The organism is Flavobacterium movens (assembly GCF_039581425.1).
In the GTDB taxonomy this organism is placed as follows: Bacteria; Bacteroidota; Bacteroidia; order Flavobacteriales; family Flavobacteriaceae; genus Flavobacterium; species Flavobacterium luteolum.
Map to the genome: position 1 here is coordinate 41689 of NZ_JBCPXY010000002.1, position 18175 is coordinate 59863.

Annotated in this window: 16 protein-coding genes; 6 read left to right on the top strand and 10 right to left on the bottom strand. The window is 33.6% G+C overall.

The window, feature by feature from the left end:
• Positions 1 to 76 precede the first annotated feature (76 nt).
• From AAYQ05_RS03640 to AAYQ05_RS03660, 5 genes are all read right to left on the bottom strand, one after another.
• Positions 77 to 664: an LURP-one-related family protein gene (locus AAYQ05_RS03640; protein ID WP_343541205.1), complete on the bottom strand. Its 588-nt coding sequence runs from the start codon at positions 662 to 664 to the stop codon at positions 77 to 79.
• Between the two features lie 52 nt (positions 665 to 716).
• Positions 717 to 2876, bottom strand: a complete 2160-nt coding sequence (locus tag AAYQ05_RS03645; protein ID WP_343541206.1) for a vWA domain-containing protein — start codon at positions 2874 to 2876, stop codon at positions 717 to 719.
• Positions 2877 to 2956: 80 nt separating this feature from the next.
• Positions 2957 to 3922 carry a hypothetical protein gene (locus AAYQ05_RS03650; protein ID WP_343541207.1) on the bottom strand — a complete coding sequence of 322 codons (966 nt, stop codon included), beginning with the start codon at positions 3920 to 3922 and terminating at the stop codon, positions 2957 to 2959.
• 2 nt (positions 3923 to 3924) lie between these two features.
• Positions 3925 to 4425: an RNA polymerase sigma factor gene (locus tag AAYQ05_RS03655; protein WP_111289274.1), complete on the bottom strand. Its 501-nt coding sequence runs from the start codon at positions 4423 to 4425 to the stop codon at positions 3925 to 3927.
• A 260-nt stretch (positions 4426 to 4685) separates the two neighbouring features.
• Positions 4686 to 5522, bottom strand: a complete 837-nt coding sequence (locus AAYQ05_RS03660; RefSeq protein WP_343541210.1) for a DUF6929 family protein — start codon at positions 5520 to 5522, stop codon at positions 4686 to 4688.
• 93 nt (positions 5523 to 5615) lie between these two features.
• Here AAYQ05_RS03660 and AAYQ05_RS03665 point away from each other — a divergent pair, with 93 nt between their 5' ends.
• On the top strand, positions 5616 to 6494 hold the full coding sequence (locus AAYQ05_RS03665; protein ID WP_343541212.1) for a PPK2 family polyphosphate kinase: 879 nt from the start codon (positions 5616 to 5618) through the stop codon (positions 6492 to 6494).
• Positions 6495 to 6669: 175 nt separating this feature from the next.
• Here AAYQ05_RS03665 and AAYQ05_RS03670 read toward each other — a convergent pair whose 3' ends face one another.
• Positions 6670 to 7188 carry a hypothetical protein gene (locus AAYQ05_RS03670; protein ID WP_343541214.1) on the bottom strand — a complete coding sequence of 173 codons (519 nt, stop codon included), beginning with the start codon at positions 7186 to 7188 and terminating at the stop codon, positions 6670 to 6672.
• A 190-nt stretch (positions 7189 to 7378) separates the two neighbouring features.
• Between AAYQ05_RS03670 and AAYQ05_RS03675 the strand changes: the two genes are divergently transcribed.
• The 3 genes from AAYQ05_RS03675 to AAYQ05_RS03685 all read left to right on the top strand — a co-directional run bounded on the left by AAYQ05_RS03675 (position 7379) and on the right by AAYQ05_RS03685 (position 11074).
• Positions 7379 to 8764: an MATE family efflux transporter gene (locus AAYQ05_RS03675; RefSeq protein WP_343541215.1), complete on the top strand. Its 1386-nt coding sequence runs from the start codon at positions 7379 to 7381 to the stop codon at positions 8762 to 8764.
• Positions 8765 to 8871: 107 nt separating this feature from the next.
• The gene (locus AAYQ05_RS03680) at positions 8872 to 9099 is read left to right on the top strand and encodes a DUF8828 family protein (RefSeq protein ID WP_008468034.1); all 228 of its coding nucleotides are present in this window, start codon (positions 8872 to 8874) and stop codon (positions 9097 to 9099) included.
• A 37-nt stretch (positions 9100 to 9136) separates the two neighbouring features.
• Positions 9137 to 11074: an LTA synthase family protein gene (locus AAYQ05_RS03685; RefSeq protein ID WP_343541216.1), complete on the top strand. Its 1938-nt coding sequence runs from the start codon at positions 9137 to 9139 to the stop codon at positions 11072 to 11074.
• Between the two features lie 109 nt (positions 11075 to 11183).
• Here AAYQ05_RS03685 and meaB read toward each other — a convergent pair whose 3' ends face one another.
• The 3 genes from meaB to AAYQ05_RS03700 form a co-directional block, all read right to left on the bottom strand.
• Positions 11184 to 12278: a methylmalonyl Co-A mutase-associated GTPase MeaB gene (meaB, locus tag AAYQ05_RS03690; RefSeq protein WP_343541217.1), complete on the bottom strand. Its 1095-nt coding sequence runs from the start codon at positions 12276 to 12278 to the stop codon at positions 11184 to 11186.
• A gap of 246 nt (positions 12279 to 12524) precedes the next feature.
• Entirely contained in the window at positions 12525 to 13166 is a 642-nt protein-coding gene (locus tag AAYQ05_RS03695; protein ID WP_343541218.1) for an NAD(P)-dependent oxidoreductase, read from the bottom strand.
• Positions 13167 to 13224: 58 nt separating this feature from the next.
• Complete coding sequence (locus AAYQ05_RS03700; protein WP_343541219.1) at positions 13225 to 13632, bottom strand: RrF2 family transcriptional regulator; 408 nt, start codon at positions 13630 to 13632, stop codon at positions 13225 to 13227.
• Positions 13633 to 13887: 255 nt separating this feature from the next.
• Between AAYQ05_RS03700 and AAYQ05_RS03705 the strand changes: the two genes are divergently transcribed.
• The gene (locus AAYQ05_RS03705; RefSeq protein WP_343541220.1) at positions 13888 to 14799 is read left to right on the top strand and encodes an AEC family transporter; all 912 of its coding nucleotides are present in this window, start codon (positions 13888 to 13890) and stop codon (positions 14797 to 14799) included.
• Positions 14800 to 14910: 111 nt separating this feature from the next.
• Positions 14911 to 15549 (top strand): peroxiredoxin, encoded by a 639-nt coding sequence (locus tag AAYQ05_RS03710; RefSeq protein ID WP_198858320.1) that lies wholly within the window; start codon positions 14911 to 14913, stop codon positions 15547 to 15549.
• 181 nt (positions 15550 to 15730) lie between these two features.
• On the opposite strand, the gene AAYQ05_RS03715 is transcribed toward AAYQ05_RS03710, so the two are convergent.
• Positions 15731 to 17968, bottom strand: a complete 2238-nt coding sequence (locus tag AAYQ05_RS03715; protein ID WP_343541221.1) for a cation:proton antiporter domain-containing protein — start codon at positions 17966 to 17968, stop codon at positions 15731 to 15733.
• Positions 17969 to 18175 lie beyond the last annotated feature (207 nt).

Consider the following 18175-nt stretch of genomic DNA (forward strand, 5'->3'; position numbering starts at 1 on the left):
TCTTACAAAAATAAGGTTTTGAAAACTAAAATGATGCTTTAAAAGGTATTCTTAATCTAAGTTTAACAACTTTTTGCTATTCTTTCAGAACCATGTCAATACACATTACGGCTCCTAAAATTAACTGTCTCAACGGACTATCAGCAGCAATTGTATCTTCAATCTGAAGAACATAATTATCGGCACTTGTAAAAAACTCTTTTCCTAATCCTGCCCATTTTTTACTTACTTGAGCCAATTGTTTGTTTTCATGAGAGAATTTAAAATCCCAGCCAGTCCATTTTCCTTGAAGCGTTGCGACTGGTTTTTCGTTTTTGTCCAAAATGTCAAACTTTCCTCCAATTGAGAAGAATTTTTGTTTGAAAGTTCCAATCAAACGATCTTTTTCGTCCAAAACTTCAACAGTCGATCTAAAGATGGCAACACCTCTTCTTACGGTAATTAATTTGTCGCCAGAAGCAGTTGTAATTTCAACATTAAATGGAGTTGCTCTTTTGTAATCTGTAAAACGAAATACTTTTGTAAAGAAACCAAGATTGTTTTCTCGGCAGTTCATGATGATTTGATTATTTTCTGGATGATAGATATCGTAATTGTTTGCAGCTTTGAACATTCCAATATGTTCTTTTACTAAAAATAGATTTTGGCTTAAAATAGGATTCATACGTGTGTAAAAAAGTTTTAAAAATAAAGCCGCAAATGTAATACAATATTTATTAATTATACTGTTTGGAAGTTTCAACTAAACGAATAAACTCAGCTTTGTAGCCTTCGCCGTCGTTTGAATTTCCTTGTTTAGCCAGTTTTACAATTTCTTCAGTAGATTTATTGGCAATTAATTTTGAATCTCTCAATTTCAAGCCAAACCAAGCTACGGCAGAACTAAATTTCATATCGTCACTCGCTTTATCCAAAGCCACCGATTTATTTTCTATTACCTGAACCATTTCGATGCTTTTTTCTCCATCAGGTTTTTTATAGCGAAATTTGATTGTCGCCAATTCATTGCTGTAATTTGTAGAATTTGTTTCGGTTTTAGTGTATTTTAAAGGATCTGGCTGTTCTGCTAAATAATCGCTTTTTACACCCGCAGGAATAATTTCATACAACGCTGTTACGGTATGATTGCTTCCTAATTCGCCAGCATCAATTGCATCATTTTTAAAATCTTCTGGACGCAGTTTTCTGTTTTCATAACCAATTAAACGATACGCTTGAACTTGTTTTGGATTGAATTCAATCTGAATCTTCACATCTTTCGCGATAGCAAACATCGAACCCTTAAACTCTTTTCCTAAAAAACGATTTGCTTCCTGAATGTTGTCGATATAAGCATAGTTCCCGTTTCCTTTATCGGCCAAGATTTCCATTTTACTATCTTTATAATTTCCCATTCCGTAACCCAAACAAGTTAAGAAAACGCCTGTTTTTCTTTTTTCTTCGATTAGTTTCTCCATATCAGAATTAGAAGAACTTCCAACGTTAAAATCTCCGTCTGTAGCTAGAATTACACGATTGTTTCCACCTTTAATGAAATTTTCAGTTGCCGTTTTATACGCCAGTTCAATTCCTGCTCCTCCAGCTGTACTTCCTCCAGATTGTAATTTATCCAAAGCGTCGATAATCGTTTTTTTCTCATCTCCAGAAGTTGGCGGTAAAACCATTCCTGCAGCGCCCGCATAAACTACAATGGCAACTTTGTCTTTCGCGCGTAATTCGTTCACCAATATTTTTAAAGATTGTTTCAATAAAGGCAATTTGTTCATGTCGCTCATTGAACCCGAAACATCGATCAAGAAAACAAGGTTTGAAGCAGGTAAATCATTGGTTGGAATATTTTTTCCTTGTAAACCAATTTTTAAGATTTTATTGTTTTTATTCCAAGGCGAATCGCTCACTTCTGTGTTGATAGAAAACGGATGTTCATTTTTTGGCTGTGGATAAGTATATTTAAAGAAATTCACCATTTCTTCTACACGAACTGCATCTTTTGGAACTTGTTGTCCGTTGTTTAAAAAACGTCTGATATTCGTATACGAAGCATTGTCAACATCTATAGAAAAGGTAGAAAGTGGCGCTGTTTTTGGACTTTCGAAAGCATTTTCTACAAAAGTGTCATAATCTTCCTGAGTTGGTTCAGTTGGAATTGGAATGATATTTAATCTTTTGTCCAATTCTTTTTCTGTTAGGTTTTTGTAGATTTCATTTTTGGTTGAAATTACTACAACGCCATTTGACGCTTTATTTCCATAAATTGAAGTTGCTGCTTGATCTTTTAAAACCGAAACATTATCAATATCATTCGGATTAATTTTTGCCATTTGATTTGCTTTTGCAGGAACTCCGTCAATAATATACATAGGTTCATTTTTTGGAGAAACAGATTCATTTGCACGTATAGAAACAGTTGGGCTTGGCATATAAAGAGCATTGCTCGCAACTTGAACTGCTACAAGTTTTCCTTTAAGTGCTTTGTCGGCATCTTTTTTTTCTCTTCTTTTTTCGACACGAGCATAATTTCGGTCTTCATATTCAGAGTCAGAAGTTCCATAACCAACAACTACAACTTCATTTAAGGTCTGATTATCTGGTAGAAGTTTGATATTGATAATATTTGAATTTTGAACTTTTTGGCTTTGGTTTTTGTATCCAATAAAGCTGAAAACCAGCATATCGCCTATTTTTGCTTGAATGCTGTATTGTCCATTAAAATTTGTATAAACACTAGCTTTTGTGCTCTGATTGAAAATAGTTACACCTGGAAGCGGTTGTTTATTTTCGTCTGAAACGATTCCAGAAATCGTCCTTTCTTGTGCCATACTTACGAAACATATAAGCATAGCAATGGCTGATGAAATAAGTTTTAGACTTTTCATGATAATAAGTTTTAAGAATTAATGTTGAAATTTAACTTTGTCAAAGTTTCAAACTTTGACAAAGTTCTGTTGTGACCTGATTATTTTTTCGGAGCTGGTTTTCCGTTTTTAGTAGTAATTATAACAACTCCTTTTTTACCTTTTTCGCCATATTTTTCGGTCGCTTCAAGGTCTTGTAAAATTGTTATGGTTTTAATGTCTTGTTTGTCTAAAGGCGCATACGGACTTGTTGGATTTTTACCAAATAAATCATTTTCTGAATAGTAAATTCCGTCAATGATATACAAAGGTTCGTCAAGAACTACAAGCGAATCTAAATTTTCTGGCTGTAGATTCGGAAGCTCATTCTGAATCATTTTGTCTTTTTTGGTATCATTACTGTGTGCCAATGCATTTCCGTTTAAAACTACAAGAGGACTGCTTTTTTTTGCTTTTTGTGCTGGCGCCGCAGAGTAAGCAACTCTTGCAGACTCTCTTTGGGAATAACCTGAATAGCCCATATCTGGAGTTGCTTCTTTTTTTGAAGAAACATTATCTTCTTCATCAAAAGTTTCATTTAATAATATTGGAGCAGGCATCGTTGTTTCTTCCGCAATTTTTGATGTCGAAGCAGAATGAAAAGCTTCTGCATGTGGAACTGCTATTTCTTGAACAGCAACTCGTTGCTTGTTTTTAGTTTGATTTTCTAAAATTTTAACCGCTTCTTCGTTTGAAACTATCCCAGAATCTGAAGATGGAGTTGCATATTTTTGAATTAAAACAGGTTTTTGAGTTTGTTCTATTTCTTTTTCTTCCAAAACTACTTTTGGTGCTTCTTTCACTGCTTCTTTATCAGAATGTAAAAATTGAAAACCTAAAGAAAGTAATAATAGAAGAGAAGCCGCAACCGCTATTTTTTTCCATAATGCAATTGTTTTTTTATCTTCTTTTTTGTCCAGTTTTTCTTCTACGCGCGACCAGACTTTTTCCATTCCTGGAAAGTCTTGAAACTCGGCTTTTTGCGAAGCTTCTTTTATTTTATCGAATAATTTATCTTGATTGTCCATGACTATTTTGCTTTTTGATAATACAGTTTATTAACCAGTTCTTTCAGTTTGGTCTTAGCGGCGTTCAATTGTGATTTTGAGGTGCCTTCAGAAATCTTCAGCATTTCGGCTATTTCTTTATGGGAGAAACCTTCAATAACAAAAAGGTTAAACACTGTTTTGCAGCCGTCTGGAATGTGGTTTAATAAATTAAGTAAATCTTCTTCTTCTAAAGTATTTAGTTCGTCAACAGAAGGCTGAGAAATCAGCTTTACGTCGTCGAGATACATATTAAAGTTGGTTGCTTTTCTGATGGTGGCCAGACAATGATTTACAGTTATTCTTCTAGCCCAAGCTTCAAAAGCATACGCTTCTTTTAACTGATCAAGTTTGGTAAAAATAGTAAAGAAAGAATCTGCCAAAGCTTCTTCTATCTCTTCCTCCTTTTTTAAATATCTTTTGCAAAGGCGGTACAACTTTGGCGCCATGTATTCGTACACCTGACGCTGGGCATCGCGATGCATTTTTTTACAATTTGCTATTTGAGTTTCGTTTATCACAATTGTTGTCTTTCTTACATAGAGAGTTAAAAAGATAAAAAGGTTGGGAAGGGGTGAAAAAAAAAATTTTTAAGGTTCAGAGTTGCAAAGATTCAGAGTTGCAAAGGTTTTATTGTTGAAACGTAATTAAAATACTTTGTGTTTCTCTGCGAAAAACCTTTGAGAATCTCTGTGTAATAATTCTTTCGCAAAGATTCACAAAGCTACACGGAGAGTCACAAAGTTTATTTAATCGGCAAGGTCAGTTTATAAATCTTCGTTTCTAAAAGATCCGTATCATTATCCTCGCAAAGCAAAAATTCGATTTTATTGTTTTCTTTTTTATAAAAAGTTAAACCTTCAAATTTATTGGTTGCCGTAATTTTTTGAGTGAAATCTATTTTCATCGTTTTAACATCGATTCTTCCAATGAAACTTCCTAAAATTACGCCATCGTCATAAGTCGATTTGGTATCTTCGGCAGTTGAAAGGAAATAGATTTTATCATCAACTAAAATAGCATCGGTAAAACTGGAACGAACGCCTTTTATTTTTGGCAATTTGTAATTGACAGAAATCAAGGCAAATTCTTCTCCAAGATTTTTAGCGTGAATGGTAAAAATCGTGTTTTTGTTAGAAATGCCATTTCCTCGATTGAATAAATACCAGTTTTCTCCGTCGAAAATAGCGCCTTCCAGATTAAAATCTTCTGGTTTTATTTCCCCGAAATTCTGCATTACGGCATACAAATCGACTAAATTGTTCTTTTGTAAAACGGTTTTTGATTTCATATCAAACTCAATCATTTTGTTTCGGTTTTCGGTAGAACCAGAACCAAAAACATAAAGCGTATCATTATGATGTGTAAGCGATTCAAAATCGGGTTTTAAGTTTTTCGGAATATTTTGTGTAGGATTATCAACTAAAGCATGCTGATTCAATTGCTGATTCTGCATATTGTATTCGTATAAGAATCCGCTGTTGTCGCCAATTACATAAAGTGCGTCATTATTGTAAAATAATCCCGATGCCGAACCGATTCCGATAATTTGAAATAATATTTCTAATGTGAATTTTTCCATTAAATGTTGTTTTTTATTGCAATGAATAGCTGTTCCGATAGCTATCGGAATTCGTAAAATTACTATATTTATAAGACAAAAAATGAAAAAGATATGAAATCAATAGACCCGAAAGATTTTAAAGTTGTAGATAAAATAAAGCTCAAAGAAATTCCGACTGTTTTGAATATCAAAGCCGATGACGATGAAAAAGAAGAAAAACTAGATAAGGTTCAAGCCAAATTGAGCGATTTGCAAGACGTAATGTATGCGCACAATAAATACAGCGTTTTGATTTGTCTTCAAGGAATGGATACTTCGGGAAAAGACAGTTTGATTCGAGAAGTTTTTAAAGAGTTTAATCCGCGTGGAGTAGTGGTGCATAGTTTCAAAACTCCAACCTCGGCAGAGCTGGAACATGATTATTTGTGGCGTCATTATATTGCCCTGCCAGAAAAAGGAAAGTTTGCCATTTTTAATAGAACACATTACGAAAATGTTTTGGTCACACGAGTACATCCTGAATATGTTCTGGCTGAAAATCTTCCAGACATTAATTCTGTTGATGATATTACACCTGAATTTTGGAAAAACAGAATCGAACAGATTAACAATTTTGAAAAACATATTTGCCAAAACGGAACAATAGTAATGAAATTCTATCTTCACTTGAGCAAAGAAGAACAGCGTCAGCGTTTGTTGCGCCGTTTGGAAGAAGAAAAACACAATTGGAAATTTTCGCCAGGTGATTTGAAAGAACGTGGCTATTGGGACGAATATATGAAGTATTATGAAGAAGCTATCAATAAAACTTCTACACCTCATGCGCCATGGTATATTATTCCTGCCGATGACAAAGAAATGTCACGTTATATTGTAGCCAAAATTATCTGGGAAGAAATGAAAAAACATACTGATATTAAAGAACCAGAGCTGGACGAGAAAACAGCAATAAATATTGAATTGTATAAGAAAGAATTAGGAGAGAAGTAATTGGATAATTGAGATAATTGAGATAATTGGTCAATTAGATAATTTTTTGACCCCGATAAGTTTTAAAAAACTGTCGGGGTTATTTTATATTCCATTGGTCAAAAATAAAAAACCCGACAGACTTGGAGACTATCGGGTTTTTACCAAAAACAAAATAATAAATTAAACCTATTTTTTATAGTTTAAAACCATAAGCAACACGCAATGCTACCTGATTGGTTCTAAAATCATGATAATCTTCATAACGAACACTTAAGTCGATAAATTTGTTAGCATACCCAATTCCTGGAGCCCATAAAAAAGTTGTTTTGTCATAACCGTTTGTTACAGCAAAACCGGCACCAACTTCACCTAATACATAAAATTGATCTTTTAAAACAAAAGCTTTAAAACCTGCTTTGGCTGGAATAAATCCAAGATCTTTTACGTTATTTCCAAGATCGTCTTTTCCCATAAATAGATTCGTAAATCCTGTTGTTAGGGTCAAAGATGTTTTTTTGGAAAGATCATACTGTAAACGAACATCTCCCCCAAGAGACCAGTCGTAATCATTGTCGGTTGGCAATCCTCCATTTAAACCAAAACCTAATCTAAAACCTTGGTCGTAATTTGTTGCTTCTGTCTCTTGAGCAAATGTGGTGTTGGCAAATAAAAATGTGAAAGCAGCTAGGCATAACATCTGTAATTTTTTCATGGCTTATATTTTTGAAATTTCTATAATGTAAAATTATATTGGAGGCGTTTGGAGTTTGTTATACAATTTTCAGGTTTCGTTACATAATATTGAGGTGAGCTTATTTTTGTCTTAAAATTGGCATATATTTTTATTAATTGGATAGAATTCCAAGCTTCTGACTATCTTTGCCGACTAAAAAAGAATACAAGTGAATTTAAAGCAGTACACCAAAGAGTTTTCGTATAATTTAAGACTGGCTTATCCTGTTATTTTAGGAATGGTCGGACATACTTTAATTGGTATTGTCGATAACATAATGGTGGGAAAAATAGGAAGTACAGAACTAGCGGCAGTTTCGCTAGGTAACAGTATGATTTTTATTGCAATGTCTTTAGGAATTGGATTTTCTACAGCAATAACTCCAATCGTTGCAGAAGGTGATGCAGAGAAAAATGATACTAAAATTCGCTCTGCTTTTCATCATGGTTTATTTCTGTGCACTATTTTAGGATTAATTCTTTTTACGGTAATTATGTTTGCCAAACCAATCATGGAATTGCTAAAACAGCCTGCAGATGTTATCGTACTTGCAAAGCCTTATTTAGGATGGGTGGCTTTCTCGCTGATTCCTTTGGTAATGTACCAGGGTTATAAGCAGTTTGCTGACGGAATGTCATTAACCAAATATTCGATGTATGCTATGGTTATGGCAAATGTGCTTCACGTCGGAATTAATTATGTTTTGATTTATGGAATCTGGATTTTTCCAAAAATGGGAATTATTGGAGCCGCTTTGGGAACTGTAATTTCGAGAATATTTTTGGTCATGTTCATGCATATCATGCTTTCAAGAAGAGACGATTTAAAACGCTTTTTTAAAGGTTTCAGTTTTAATGAAATAAAAAAAGCAACAATAGAAAAGATTATCAGCATAGGATTTCCTTCTGCAATGCAGATGCTTTTTGAAGTTGTGCTATTTACCGCTTCAATCTGGCTTTGCGGAAATATTGGAAAAACAAGTCAGGCAGCAAATCAAATTGCATTAAGTTTAGCGTCAATGACTTTTATGTTTGCCATGGGATTGAGCGTAACTTCGATGGTTCGTGTCAGCAATCAAAGAGGTTTGATGGATTATAAAAAGCTAATTGTTGTAGCGCGTTCTATTTTCCTGCTTGCTATAATCTTAGAAACAATTTTTGCAATTTTCTTTATTATTTTCCACGATTATCTGCCTTATATTTTCTTGAATATGGAAAACACAGGACAGATTTTAGATAACGAAGAAGTAATAGGAATTGCTTCAAAATTACTTTTAATTGCTGCAATTTTCCAGATTTCTGACGGAATTCAGGTTGTGGTTCTCGGAGCATTACGTGGATTGCAGGATGTAAAAGTACCAATGTATATTACTTTTGTAGCTTATTGGGTCATTGGTTTTCCTATTTCGTACTATTTAGGAGAACACACCGAATTGAAAGCACAGGGAGTTTGGATCGGACTTTTGGCAGGTTTAACCGCAGCGGCAATTTGTTTGTATATTCGTTTTCATTACCTAACAAAGAGATTAATTATTGATTCAGATCTAAATAACTAAATTTGAATAAAAAATAAGTCGAAGATTGTAAAGCTTAAAGTCAAGAGAAATTCTTTTAATCTGTATAATCTGAGACAAAAAAATAACCATTAAAAAAAATAATAGATATGGAATTACCTAAATTTTTACTTGGAGATAATACCGATTTTCCAGACGATATTTTTATCATTCACCTAGATTACCCAAGATTTATTATCAATTTGAAAGATGATGAGGTTGAGTTTTTAGAAGAACCAGAAGATCTTGACGAAGCTGAATTAAACGCCGAAATGGAAAGTTTAATTGAAAAAGCAAATGAGTTTTACGACAGAGAAATTAATCGTTACGAAGAGTAATTTGTTTTTCTAATCTTACGTTCTTATACTATTTTTAATGAAAAATTTACGTTTTTTAAAACCTATTTTCAGTTTTATTTTAATCGGATTATTGATTACCACTTTAAGCCGAATCTTTTTGTTTTTTCTTTTTAAAGAAAGAGTAGTGCAGACGCCAGATTTCTGGTATATTTTTCCAATCGGATTACGAATGGATTTAATATTATTGTGTTATTTGTCATTTTTGCCAGCAGTTCTAATTACTTTTCTGCCAAATAAATGGATAAAATTCACCAACAAATTTCTGGTAATTTATAGTTTTCTATTTCTGTTTTTAATTCTTTTTGTAGAATTAGCTTCTCCAGATTTTGTAAAGCAATATGATACACGTCCGAATAAGATTTTCTTAGATTATCTTATTTATCCAAAAGAAGTGGTTGGAATGCTTTTAAAAAGTTATCTGACTTCAATTATTGTGACTTTTCTAATTCTTGGCGTTGTACTGTATTTGGCTTTTAAAAAGGGGAAACAATTATTTTATACCACAAGTACAGAATATAAATTCAAATTAATGGTGTTTCCATTAGTTGCTTTTTTATTGTTTTTCGGAGCACGTTCAAGCCTTACTTCAAAACGTCCTATTAATGCTAGTAATGCTGTTTTCTCAACAGATCAGCTTACAAATACTTTGGGATTAAATTCATTTTATACCGTTGCTTTTGCCGCGTATTCAATCAAAAATGAAGGAAATACTAAAATGTATGGTAAAATGGATGAAGCCGAAGCTATTGCTCGTGTAAAGAAATACATGATAGCAGGACCAAACGATTTTAGCGATAAAGACATTCCGTTTTTGCATGTACAGCAGCCAGATTCTGTTATGAAAAAGCCCTATAACTTGGTGATATTTTTACAGGAAAGTTTAGGTGCAGAATATGTTGGAATTTTGGGAGGAAAGCCTTTAACACCTGAATTTGATAAATTATCTAAAGAAGGATTATTGTTCACCAATTTGTATTGCACAGGAACCAGAAGTGTTCGCGGAATTGAAGCAGTTGTAACTGGATTTTTGCCTTCTCCATCAGAAAGTGTAGTGAAGCTTGGAAACTCACAACAAGGATTTTTTACATTGGCAGATGCGTTAAAACAAAAAGGTTACGATACAAGCTTCATTTATGGCGGAATGGCCAATTTTGATAATATGGCTTCGTTCTTTAACGGAAATGGTTTTACAGACATCGTAGACCAAACTGATTTTGAATCAGATGGAAATAAATATGCTTTCAAAGGAACTTGGGGTTATTCTGATGAAGATTTGGTGACCAAAGCCAATCAGTATTTTAAATCAAAAGGAGATAAACCATTTTTCTCTTTAATGTTCTCGACTTCAAATCACGAGCCATTTGAATATCCAGCCGGAAGAATTAAGCCTTACGATAAAAAGCCTAATACGGTAAACAATGCGATGAAGTATGCCGATTTCTCTATTGGGAAATTCTTTGAAATGGCAAAGAAAGAACCGTACTTTAAAAACACGATTTTCATTGTAATTGCTGACCATAACACAAGAACTTACGGAAAAAATTTAGTGCCAATAAACAAATTCCATATCCCAGCATTTATTATGGGACCAGGAGTTCCAAAAGGAGCTGTTTATGATAGATTGGCAAGTCAGATTGATATTCCACCAACATTGTTAAGTTTTTTAGGACTTCCATTTGAAACTCCAATGGTAGGTAGAAACCTAAGTAAATTGGATCCGAAAGTGCAAGGAAGATCTATTATGCAGTTTAATGATATCAATGCATTTAGAGTTGAAAATCAGGTTGTGATCATGCAGCCAAATTTGAAGCCATTGCAGTTTGAAATCAAAAATGATACAACTTTAGTTCCAGTTAAATTAAATGAAGAATTAGCAAAAGATGCTTTGGCGCATGTAATTACAGCAGGAAATTTATATAAAGAAAGTAAATATAAGCTTAGAGCTAAGAAATAAAGATGCTAAGGTACTAAGTTGCTAAGCTTCTAAGTTTTGTCACATTGAGCGAAGTTGAAATGCTATATAGTTCTTGACTCCACTCGAACAGACAGGAAACCTTAGTATCTTAGAACCTTTTTTTAAAATATAATTTTAACAACTCAGAAGCAGCTGCAAAAGATGAAATCTCATTGTTTTGCACTGCTTTTTTGCTTTTTTCTAAAAGTGAAATGATTTCAGGCTGATTATAGAAATTCTGTTTCAATTGTTCGTTGATGGTTTCCATCATCCAGAAATGGTTTTGTTCGTTTCTTTTGTCTTGGAAAAATCCTGATTCTTTCGTCATTTCAAAATAATCAGAAATCGTATTCCAAACTTCAGCGATTCCGTCTTTTGTGATTGAACTGCAAGTAGTTACTTTGGGTTGCCAGTTTGATTTTTTTGGAGGGAATAAATGCAAAGCGCGATTAAACTCCAATTTCGCCTGATTTGTCTTTTTTATATTATCGCCGTCAGCTTTATTAATGACAATTGCATCTGCCATTTCCATAATACCACGTTTAATACCTTGAAGTTCGTCGCCTGCACCAGAAATTTTCAAAAGCAAAAAGAAATCGACCATACTGTGAACTGCAGTTTCGCTTTGGCCAACACCAACTGTTTCGATAATAATAGTATCAAAACCTGCGGCTTCACAAAGAATAATGGTTTCGCGGGTTTTTCGCGCCACACCTCCCAGAGTTTCACCAGAAGCACTAGGGCGAATAAAAGCATTTTCGTCTTTTACCAATTCTTCCATTCGGGTTTTATCTCCCAAAATACTTCCGTGCGAAAGCGAACTGCTTGGATCGACTGCCAAAACAGCTACTTTTTTTCCTAATTGTGTCAGATGTTTTCCAAAAGCTTCAATAAAAGTGCTTTTTCCAACTCCAGGAACACCTGTAATTCCAATTCGAACTGATTTATTAGCATGAGCTAAACAACCTTGAATGACTTCGCTTGCTTTATCAAAATGGTCAGGATTGGTGCTTTCAATTAAAGTAATGGCACGACTTAAAGAAGTTCTATTTCCTTCTAAAATTCCATTAATTAATTCTTGAGAAGTAGGTTGTTGTCTGCGTTTGCTTTTAATTTGATTGATAGCCGAAATATTGGTGATTTCGGGAGGTGAAATTCCAGCTTTTTCAGAGATGCTACCAGTTTGTTTATTAGAATTTGACAAAACGCACTTTTTAGAAATGTAAAAGTACAGAAAACAAAGACAGTTTCAAAAAGTTAGTTTGCCTCTAATTACACGAATTTCCGCTAATTTGTTATTCTCGCAATGAGTAAAAATAAGTTGTCACGAATTCACGAATTTTTTTTTTAAATCTTTGAGATTATTTTTTCGAATTAATTCGAATAACATTTAGATAAAGACTTTAAAAAGAAAATTCGTGAATTCGTGGCAAAAAAACTTAGGATCTTTTTAGTAACCTGCAGTAAATCTAACCTGATGATGTTTTGGCGTTTCTACTTCGTCAGCAATAACAACTGCTAAATCTTCTACAGATAAAATGCTTCTTTGCTCGTCATTGAAAACAGGATTTTCTAAGCCTAGACGGTATTTTCCAGTTCTTCCTGTTTTAGTTCCAGCATGCATTTCGAAAGCAGGACTAAAGAATGCCCAATCCAAGTCTTTTTCTTCTTTAATAATGTTTAAATAATGTCTCGCAGCATTTGCACCAGGGAAGATCTCTTTTGGAAAATCTGGAGTATCAACCGCTTGTAAATCTGGAGCTACATATAAACTTCCAGCTCCACCAATTGTAATAAAACGTTTAACTCCCGATTTTTTAACCGCTTCCTGAATTGCTTTAGAACCTGCTAAAAAGTCATCGTAAATATTTGGGTTTGTCCATCCTGGGTTATAAGCGTTAACCACAGCATCGTGACCTTTTAAGATTTCTGCCAAGGCATCTACATTAAAAATATCTGCGGCAACCCATTTAGCGTTTGCTGTATCTTTTGGAGTTCTTGCAATAGCAGTGATTTCATGTTTTCTATCTGCTAATTCGTTTAAAATTGCTGAGCCAACAAATCCTGTAGCTCCGATAAGTGCGATTTTCATGGTATAAAAATTTATTTAGTAATAAAAAATGTTACAGTTTTGGATAAAAAAATAGTTTTTAAAATTGATTCGAAAAATCCTCTAGAGAGATGTTCTCAAGTTGAGCACTTACTTTATCATTCATTTCTTTATACAAAGCTTCCAGATTCTGATTGATGTTTTTTCCAACAGGACAATCAGGATTTGGTTGATTCTTTGCGAAACCTAAACCAATGGTTTCAAAAGTCATTTCGAATATTTGTTTTAAAGTCAGGTCAACAGGATTAACCGCCAATTTTGTCCCACCATTTTTTCCTTCTTTACTTTCTACAATATGATGTGCTTTTAGATTGGCAATTTCTTTTCGAACCAAAACAGGATTTAAATTAATGCTTCCCGCAATAAACTCCGATGACAAATAATCATTTGGGAATTTATGGAGTAAAGTAAGAATGTGAATCGTTATGGCAAATTTACCTGAAATCATACTGTAATAAAATATGTTACAAATTTACATCTTTTTGTAACACAAAGTACTAATTTAACTATTTTTTTTGAAATGTGTGATGAGTGATTGATTAAAAGTGACTGGTATTCAGTAAGAAGCGATTGATTTTTATTGAAATGTTACATGTTTAACAAAAGAAAATCAGTAGTTATGATTTATTCAAAAAGCGAATTACTATTTACTTTTCGCTAATCACTAAATTTGAAATACTTATTTTTGTCTTGATCTTACTATATGAACAACTTTATACTAATATTTCTCTTTCTTTCGCTGGGCTTAGTTTTGCAGCATGTAAAACAGTTTCCCACTCATATTTATAAGACGCTCAATAAAATTGTTATTTATTTCTGTCTTCCAGCGATTACTCTATACCATATTCCGAAAATAAAATGGAGTAGTGAATTGCTATTTCCAATAGGAGCGGGGTGGATTACTTATATTCTGGCTTTTATCTTTTTTCATTTTTTGGGAAGAAGAAATGGTTGGTCAAATAAATTGATTGGCTGTCTGATTTTGACAGCTGGTTTGAGCAACAGTTCTTTTCTAGGTTATCCGATTATTGAAGCTTTATTTGGAAAGAAAGGTTTAGAAACTGCAGTTTTAGTAGATCAGCCAGGAACTTTTGTTGTGGTTTCTACTCTTGGCGTTTTTACTGCGGCTTTTTATTCTAAAGGAAGTCCGAATGCTTTGGGGATTTTTAAAAAGATTATTCTATTTCCGCCCTTTCTAATGTTTGTATTGGCTTGTTTCATGAATGTTTTTGATTATAATTTAAATGAAAATTTTCAATTTATATTACTGAAAATTGGAAGTTTGGTAACACCTTTAGCGTTGCTTTCTGTTGGACTTCAATTGACTTTTGATCGAAAAAGCCAGCATTGGAAATTTTTACGTCTTGGACTTTTCTTTAAACTCCTTTTGATTCCTTTTATAATTTTTGTGCTGTATGTATTTATTTTTAACCAGCATTCTGAAGTTATAAAAATTACGATAATGGAAACTGCTATGGCGCCAATGATAACAGGTGCAATCCTTGCTTCAACTTACGGATTAAAACCTAAATTAAGCAGTATGATGATCGGTTTCGGAATTCCGATTTCCTTTGTAACGCTTGCTTTCTGGTATTTTGTTCTAAGTTTTATTTAGTTCAAAATAGTAATTATATCGACAAAGTAGAATTTTAACTTTTTTTAAGAAAATCAATGTTTTCTATATCCTTTTTTTGGTTAATTTTAGATGAACTAAAAAAATGAAATTATGTCAACATTAAGATTAGGCGATATAGCTCCTGACTTTCACGCAGAAACCACACAGGGACCAATTAATTTTCACGAATGGCTAGGAGATTCGTGGGGTGTTTTATTTTCGCATCCAGCAGATTTTACGCCGGTTTGTACTACTGAATTAGGAACTGTGGCGAACTATGTGCCAGAATTCAAAAAAAGAAATACTAAGGTTATTGCTTTGAGTGTAGATGGCCTAGAGTCTCATAAAGAATGGATTAAAGATATCAACGAAACTCAAAATACAGAAGTAAATTTTCCTATCATTGCTGATGAGGATAAAAAAGTAGCTAATTTATACGATATGCTTCATCCAAATGCTAGTGATAAATTTACTGTGCGTTCTGTTTTTGTTATCGGACCAGATAAAAAAATCAAATTAACGCTGACTTATCCAGCTTCTACAGGAAGAAATTTTGATGAGTTGCTTCGTGTAATTGACAGTTTGCAATTAACTGCAAATTACAGTGTTGCTACTCCGGCAAACTGGAAAGATGGAGAAGACGTAGTAATTGCACCAGCAATTCCAGACAGTGATATTCCAGCAAAATTCCCAAAAGGACATACACCAATTAAACCTTATTTGCGTTTGACACCGCAGCCGAATAAATAGCTTTTTTGAGGTTCTAAGATATTAAGGTGCTAAGGTTCTAAGTTTTTTTCTTAGAATTTTAGCATTTTTGTTTTTATGAAAAGCAAAGAAAATTAAAAAGCGTTGAGACTTTCAATTTATGAAAATTTCAACGCTTTATATATAAAAACTTAGAACCTTAGCACCTTAGCATCTCAGAACCTTACTTAGCCGCCAACAAAGCATTCATTTTTTTCTTGTCTCCCACAACCCATAGTATGTCGTTTTTCTCTAAGATTAAACTAGATTCTGGATTTAGAATACGGTTTCCATTTCGTTCAATTCCTACTACCATTCCGTCTGTTTTGGCTCTAAATTGTCCAATACTTTTTTGAATGAATTCGTCTTGAGAAACCTCTAGCTGGCGTAAAACAATATCGGTTTCTTCTACTTTAGTAGGTGGTTCAGTTTCGTTTTGAGTTAAGAATTTTGTGAATTCTGCAATTTGAGCATCAGTTCCAATTACACAAATTTCATCGCCAGGAAATAAACGTTCTGTTTTGGTAGGAATCGGAATGGTTACTTCTCCTCGTTTAATATAAGCGATATTAATTCCGAGCTGTTCACGAATTCGGAGTTCTTGTAAAGTTTGTCCAACCAAATTAGATTCTTTTTTAATTTCAAAGAAAGACATGTGTCCGTCCCATGGCATTAAATTGGCATATCGTCTGTCGATCTTTTTGTTTTCGCGATCGTTGAGGTTTTTCAAAAAGTGATTTTCGATTTTGTGATATTGCTCATTTAGTTTTTTAGGGAAAATTTGATATGCACCAATTGCAATAATTAAGGCTACAAATGCAACCAAAGGAGAGAAGAAAATATTCAATAAGAATCCGACAAAGAATAAACCGAGACTCATTCTAATCAGAATCAGCATTAAGAGAGCTCCACGATATTTACGTTCTTCCCATAACGCTTCAACTTCGTCTACTTTAACTCTACGAAGTGAAAGAGCCCATAAAAAAGGCGCAATTACAACCAAAGTTAATAAAGCAGCCAAAGTATTTCCAAATCGTGTATCGGCAACCAAAGGCGCTACAAATTTAGACGATAGTAATATAATAGCGGTAATAATGATTGTGTGAAGTATAATTTGTGTAATAGAAGAGCGAAGTACAATCTGCCAAGTGCTGACAGATTTAATTGCTTGCGCATTTACACTATATCGGTTAATATTTTTTACCCATCTTTTTGGCATTTTAGATTCCAATACCAACGCAAATCTTTCCGAATATTTAATTAAGAATGGTGTCGTAAATGTGGTAATTGCAGATACAGCTACGATAATTGGATATAGGAAATCACTTGTAACTTTTAGAGACATTCCGAGAGTTGCAATAATGAATGAGAACTCACCAATTTGAGCTAAACTCATTCCGGTTTGAACAGATTGTTTTAATGGCTGGCCAGAAATTAAAGCTCCAATAGAAGAACTAAATGCTTTTCCAAATATGGTCAATAAAGTAATTATAGCTACTGGAAGTGCGTAATTTACCAAAGTAACCGGATTGATTAACATTCCCACCGATACAAAGAAAACAGCGCCAAAAAAATCTTTTACAGGCTGAATTAAGTGTTCGATTTTTTCTGCCATCGTAGTTTCAGCAATAATAGATCCCATGATAAAAGCACCTAAAGCTGGAGAGAAACCTACATTTGAGGCAAAAATAACCATCATTAAACATAATGCCAATGATATAATCAGGAGCATTTCGTCGGTTAAGAGATGTTTTGCTTTTTTAAAAATAGTTGGAATAATAAAAATTCCTCCTAAGAACCAGATAATTAAAAAGAAAATTAGTTTTAAAACAGATTGAAGTAGTGCTGCGCCCGAAACCTGATCGCTTACGGCAATTGTTGACAATAAAACCAGCATTAAGATGGCAACAATATCTTCTACAATTAGAGCGCCGAAAACAATCCCGACGAACTTTTTTCCTTTTACACCCAGCTCATCAAAAGCTCTAATGATAATAGTTGTCGAAGAAATAGAAAGTGTAGCTCCCAGGAAAATACTGTCCATTTTTCCCCAGCCCATCCATTGCCCGACACAATAACCAATTACGGTCATAAATAGAATCTGGGTTATGGCGGTGACAGACGAAGTCCCTCCAACCTTCATTAGTTTCTTAAAGCTGAATTCGAGTCCTAAACTGAAAAGCAAAAATATAACCCCAATTTCTGCCCAAACTTCAACACTTTTCATGTCGGTTATAGAAGGGAAAAAATCAAAATGGTTTCCAGCTAGAAATCCTGCAATCAGGTAGCCTAAAACCAAAGGCTGTTTCATTTTTCTAAATAATAGAACGGCAATTCCGGCAGTCATCAGGATTAATCCTAAATCACTAATTAAAGGTTGTAAATGGTGTGTAGTTTCTGCAGCGGCATTTAGTGCAATCATATAAAAAGGTGGTATTTTTTTTAAAGAGTTGATCCAGCTTTTTGTTTCAAATGAAATTCATTAGCTCCAATTAATATAAAAGGAGTGTAATCTGGATTTGCCTCTGGATTTAATAAAAAAAGCTATCTCGATAAAGATAGCTTTTTCTGGTAAAATATTTGGTATTTTTCTTAAATTCCTTGCGTGATTGCTCGGTTTTTTTTGGAT

Excerpts from the sequence above, each read along its gene's own strand:
- AAYQ05_RS03655 (WP_111289274.1), bottom strand. The coding sequence starts at position 4,425 with ATGCATCGCGATGCCCAGCGTCAGGTGTACGAATACATGGCGCCAAAG.
- AAYQ05_RS03715 (WP_343541221.1), bottom strand. The coding sequence starts at position 17,968 with ATGATTGCACTAAATGCCGCTGCAGAAACTACACACCATTTACAACCT.
- AAYQ05_RS03670 (WP_343541214.1), bottom strand. The coding sequence starts at position 7,188 with ATGAAAAAATTACAGATGTTATGCCTAGCTGCTTTCACATTTTTATTT.
- AAYQ05_RS03710 (WP_198858320.1), top strand. The coding sequence starts at position 14,911 with ATGTCAACATTAAGATTAGGCGATATAGCTCCTGACTTTCACGCAGAA.
- AAYQ05_RS03650 (WP_343541207.1), bottom strand. The coding sequence starts at position 3,922 with ATGGACAATCAAGATAAATTATTCGATAAAATAAAAGAAGCTTCGCAA.
- AAYQ05_RS03665 (WP_343541212.1), top strand. The coding sequence starts at position 5,616 with ATGAAATCAATAGACCCGAAAGATTTTAAAGTTGTAGATAAAATAAAG.
- AAYQ05_RS03645 (WP_343541206.1), bottom strand. The coding sequence starts at position 2,876 with ATGAAAAGTCTAAAACTTATTTCATCAGCCATTGCTATGCTTATATGT.
- AAYQ05_RS03660 (WP_343541210.1), bottom strand. The coding sequence starts at position 5,522 with ATGGAAAAATTCACATTAGAAATATTATTTCAAATTATCGGAATCGGT.
- AAYQ05_RS03640 (WP_343541205.1), bottom strand. The coding sequence starts at position 664 with ATGAATCCTATTTTAAGCCAAAATCTATTTTTAGTAAAAGAACATATT.
- AAYQ05_RS03685 (WP_343541216.1), top strand. The coding sequence starts at position 9,137 with ATGAAAAATTTACGTTTTTTAAAACCTATTTTCAGTTTTATTTTAATC.
- AAYQ05_RS03705 (WP_343541220.1), top strand. The coding sequence starts at position 13,888 with ATGAACAACTTTATACTAATATTTCTCTTTCTTTCGCTGGGCTTAGTT.
- AAYQ05_RS03695 (WP_343541218.1), bottom strand. The coding sequence starts at position 13,166 with ATGAAAATCGCACTTATCGGAGCTACAGGATTTGTTGGCTCAGCAATT.
- AAYQ05_RS03680 (WP_008468034.1), top strand. The coding sequence starts at position 8,872 with ATGGAATTACCTAAATTTTTACTTGGAGATAATACCGATTTTCCAGAC.
- AAYQ05_RS03700 (WP_343541219.1), bottom strand. The coding sequence starts at position 13,632 with ATGATTTCAGGTAAATTTGCCATAACGATTCACATTCTTACTTTACTC.